The sequence below is a fragment of the Aestuariivirga sp. genome (genome assembly GCF_046093005.1).
Taxonomy (GTDB): domain Bacteria; phylum Pseudomonadota; class Alphaproteobacteria; order Rhizobiales; family Aestuariivirgaceae; genus Aestuariivirga.
This window is the reverse complement of the sequence record NZ_JBJTER010000109.1, coordinates 1-3,228: the sequence shown is the minus strand read 5'-3', so window position 1 is coordinate 3,228 and position 3,228 is coordinate 1. Positions and strand designations below refer to the sequence as shown.

The following is a 3,228-nucleotide window of genomic DNA, read 5'->3' as shown; positions in this document are numbered from 1 at the left end:
CCTCAAGCGTATCGCTGAACTTCAAATCCCTCTTGAGGGGGCATGGGTGGACAGCAGCAGGGTGCAGAATATGCCTGTGGCTGAGCGACTAGTGCTTGAAGGCAGTGAGCTTGATTTGGCTACACGTACAGAAAGGTCCGTTGAGAAGGCATTCTCATTGATCTCCAACCGCATGATGTTGTTTTTCACGCAGAACTGAGCCGGGTTTTCCATCGAGAAGTGAGCCACCTCTGATTATGGATTTCGGCTCATGCTGAGGTCAAGGGATGGCTTGTCTCCTTCTTTTTTCGGGCTGCGGTGTCTGAGCTTACCTTGAAGCGGAAACTATCGTTCCCGGTCTCGAGGATGTGGCAGCGGTGGGTCAGGCGGTCAAGCAAGGCGGTGGTCATCTTGGCGTCGCCGAAGACTGTGGCCCATTCGCTGAAGCTGAGGTTGGTGGTGATGGCCACGCTTGTTTTCTCATAGAGCTTGCTCAACAGATGGAACAGCAGCGCGCCGCCAGAAGCACTGAATGGCAGGTATCCCAGTTCGTCGAGGATCACGAGATCGAGCTTGGTCAGGTTTTCTGCAATCTGCCCGGTCTTGCCCTTGGCCTTTTCCTGCTCGAGGGCGTTGACCAACTCGATCGTGGAGAAGAAACGGACCTTTCGGCGATGGTGTTCGATGGCCTGGATGCCAAGTGCGGTGGCGACATGGGTTTTGCCGGTGCCCGGCCCGCCGATCAGAACGACGTTATGCGCGTCATCCATGAACTCGCAGCGATGCAGCGTCCGGACAGTTGCTTCGTTGATCTCGCTGGCGGTGAAGTCAAAGCCGGAGAGATCCTTGTAGGCGGGGACCCGCGCGGACTTCATGTGATACGCGATCGAACGCACTTCCCGCTCGGCCAATTCGGCCTTCAAGAGCTGTGCCAGGAACGGGATGGCGGCTTCAAAGGCCGGCGCACCTTGCTCGATGAGATCGGTGACGGCTTGCGCCATGCCATACATCTTTAGGCTGCGCAGCATGATGACAATGGCGCCGCTGGCGGGATCATGACGCATGACGGCCTCCGGCGATCTTGCTGCGCAGGCCGTCATAGCGTTGGACATTGGCCTTGGGTTCGTGGTTCAGGCTCAGTGCCTGCGGGGTATCCAGTGGCGGAACACCTGTAACCTTGCCATCAACCAGCCGGTGCAGCAGGTTCAGCACGTGGGTTTTCGCCGGCACGCCGTCTGCCAGTGCCAGTTCCACCGCGGTGAGCACGGCCTGTTCATCGTGGTGCAGCACAAGCGCCAGAATATCGACCATCTCACGATCGCCACCCGGTTTGCGCAGCATGTGGTCTTGCAACTGCTTGAAGCCAGGCGGCAATTCCAGAAAGGGCGCACCGTTCCGAAGGGCGCCGGGCTTGCGTTGAACGACCGCCAGATAGTGCCGCCAGTCATAAACCGTCCGTGGCGGCCGGTGGTGACTGCGTTCGATGATCCGCGGATGTTCACAAAGGAGGTTACCCTCGGCCGCCACGACCAGCCGGTCCGGATAGACCCGCAGGCTGACTGGACGGTTCGCAAAGGACGCCGGAACGCTGTAGCGATTGCGCTCGAAGCTGATCAGACAGGTGGGCGAGACGCGCTTGCTCAACTCGATGAAGCCGTCAAAGGCGACAGGCAGCTGCATAAGGGAGGCCTGCTCCTCAGCCCATACATCGGCAATCGTGCCAGGCAGCGTGCCATGAGCCGTCTCTCGCCACAGTTCCAGGCAACGCCGTTCCAGCCAGGCATTCAACGCCTGAAGATCCGGGAAGTCCGGCATGCCTTGCAATATCTGGTGGCGCGAATCCCGAACGTTCTTCTCGACCTGGCCCTTCTCCCAACCTGCCGCCGGATTGCAGAACTCGGGCTCATAGACATAGTGGTTCGTCATCGCGAGGAAGCGCATGTTGATCTGCCGCTCCTTGCCGCGGCCCACGCGATCCACCGCCGTCTTCATGTTGTCGTAGATGCCTCGTCCGGGAACACCGCCAAAGACCCGGAATCCGTGCCAATGGGCATCGAACAGCATCTCGTGGGTCTGCAACGGATAGGCGCGCAGCAGGAAGGCCCGGCTGTGCGCGAGCTTCATATGCGACATCTGAAGCTTCACCCGCTCGCCGCCGAGCACTGCAAAGTCCTCGCTCCAGTCGAACTGGAAGGCCTCCCCCGGACGGAAAGACAGCGGAACAAAGGTCCCGCGTCCAACGGTCTGTTGCTCGTGCTGACGATCTGTCCGCCACCCCCGCGCAAAAGCCGCCACCCGGCCATAAGAGCCGGTGAAGCCAAGCGCCACCAGATCGCCGTGCAACTGCTTCAGGGTCCGCCGCGCTTTACGCGACTTCCCGGCCTCCGTCTTCAACCAGGCGGCCAACTTCTCAGCAAAGGGGTCAAGCTTGCTCGGCCGTTCCGGCGTGGCGAAGATCGGCTCGATCGTGTTCGCCGCCAGATGTCTGGTCACCGTGTTCCGCGACAGCCCCGTGCGCCGCGAGATCTCTCGGATCGACAATTTCTGCCGCAAATGCATCCGGCGGATGATGTTCAAAAGTCCCATGTGGATCACTCCGTTGCCCCCGCCGCTCAATGCTTCGGGGGAAGGTTCACATGGCTCAGTTCTCAGTGGAAATTAGGCACCCAGCCGGCTCAGTTCTCGCTGGAAAACAACACTCCGCCGTGCAAAGGGCGTTTTGGGTTCATTTTGAATTCCGCTCCGACCGCCATCCTTGAAATAGCCTGATGCCCTGCGCTGGCATGCGGGCACAGGACGGGCTGTCCTGGTGCGGGGTTGCGCGGTTCCGCCCGACAGCGGTGTTCCTCACCTATTCGATCCGGCCGCACTCCATGTTGCCGAAAATGCAGAACCGGAACGCGTCAAAGGGCGGGAATTGACCCGCCCTCCGCCACTCTGCTGTTTGCGCCAAACGCTACTGGATGTCCTGCTTGATGTCCGGCTTGATCAGGAGATCCGGCACGATATCAATCGGGGCCTTTCGCAGTATGGGTTTCTCAGGGGGTTTCTGCTCAACCGGGATGCATGTCTTCAGGTTGCGGCTGTAGACGTAGCCGTCCGGGCAGTTGACCCTCTCGCGCTTGCAGTTGGGCCACTTGCCTACGGTACCGTTCGGTCAGACCTTCTACACGACCGGCAGGCAGTGCGGTTACTTGCCGGTGGTGCCATCGGGGCAGGTCTTTGCCGGGCCGCCAGCGGAGCACGCGG

Annotated in this window: 3 protein-coding genes; 1 reads left to right on the top strand and 2 read right to left on the bottom strand. The window is 60.3% G+C overall.

Features of this window, described 5'->3' with window-relative positions; translation table 11 throughout:
• The coding region (locus tag ACKOED_RS09660; RefSeq protein ID WP_408916386.1) for a hypothetical protein at positions 1-199 on the top strand (199 nt) is incomplete at its 5' end.
• A 49-nt stretch (positions 200-248) separates the two neighbouring features.
• On the opposite strand, the gene istB is transcribed toward ACKOED_RS09660, so the two are convergent.
• Together istB and istA are read right to left on the bottom strand one after the other, a co-directional pair.
• Positions 249-1,043 carry an IS21-like element helper ATPase IstB gene (gene istB, locus ACKOED_RS09655; protein WP_408916385.1) on the bottom strand — a complete coding sequence of 265 codons (795 nt, stop codon included), beginning with the start codon at positions 1,041-1,043 and terminating at the stop codon, positions 249-251.
• Positions 1,033-2,565 (bottom strand): IS21 family transposase, encoded by a 1,533-nt coding sequence (gene istA / locus ACKOED_RS09650; RefSeq protein WP_408916384.1) that lies wholly within the window; start codon positions 2,563-2,565, stop codon positions 1,033-1,035. Before istA ends, istB begins: the two co-directional genes overlap by 11 nt.
• Positions 2,566-3,228 lie beyond the last annotated feature (663 nt).